2 protein-coding genes and 1 tRNA gene are annotated in these 759 nt (G+C 51.8%); all 3 read left to right on the forward strand.

All coding sequences use genetic code 11. The features are described 5' to 3' along the window. The first annotated feature begins 36 nt into the window (after nt 1-36). A tRNA-Trp gene (locus D8V06_RS25510) sits at nt 37-112 on the forward strand. Between the two features lie 45 nt (nt 113-157). Beyond that, a complete protein-coding gene (gene secE, locus D8V06_RS25515; protein WP_007896620.1) occupies nt 158-526 on the forward strand; it encodes a preprotein translocase subunit SecE in 369 nt (122 codons plus the stop codon). Nucleotides 527-535: 9 nt separating this feature from the next. Beyond that, nucleotides 536-759: transcription termination/antitermination NusG family protein (locus D8V06_RS25520; protein ID WP_277751317.1), on the forward strand; the 224-nt coding region annotated here is incomplete at its 3' end.

Below are 759 nucleotides of genomic sequence, written 5' to 3' on the forward strand. Positions count from 1 at the left end.
TTCGGGCCGGCATAATGGTCGGCCTGATTTTGTTTTAGGTCAGTAGCTCAATTGGCAGAGCGACGGTCTCCAAAACCGTAGGTTGGGGGTTCGATTCCCTCCTGACCTGCCAGATTCACTCGGTGTGTCTGGCTTTCTTTTCACAGGATCTTCATAGATGACTCCTAAAGCTGAAGCTCAAGGCTCTCGCTTCGATCTGCTCAAGTGGCTAGTGGTAGTCGCTTTGGTGGTTGTTGGCGTTGTTGGTAATCAGTATTACTCTGCTTCGCCGATCCTGTACCGCGTACTCGCATTGCTTGTGATTGCTGCTGTAGCTGCCTTTGTAGGCCTGCAGACAGTTAAGGGCAAGTCTTTCTTTGTACTGGTAAAGGAAGCGCGTACCGAGATTCGTAAAGTCGTATGGCCAACTCGCCAAGAAACCACGCAGACCACGTTGATTGTTGTGGCTGTTGTTCTGGTTATGGCGTTGCTGTTGTGGGGGCTTGATTCCCTGCTCGGCTGGCTTGTTTCCTTGATTGTCGGCTAAGGGTGTCCCGTGGCTAAGCGTTGGTATGTTGTGCATGCTTACTCGGGTTACGAGAAGCATGTCATGCGTTCGTTGATCGAGCGTGTAAAGCTGGCTGGCATGGAAGATGGCTTCGGCGAGATTCTGGTTCCCACTGAAGAAGTGGTTGAGATGCGTAACGGCCAGAAGCGCAAAAGCGAGCGCAAGTTCTTCCCTGGCTATGTGCTGGTCCAGATGGATATGAACGAGGGTAC

Source organism: Pseudomonas sp. Sample_24, from assembly GCF_004307605.1.
Taxonomy (GTDB): Bacteria; Pseudomonadota; Gammaproteobacteria; order Pseudomonadales; family Pseudomonadaceae; genus Aquipseudomonas.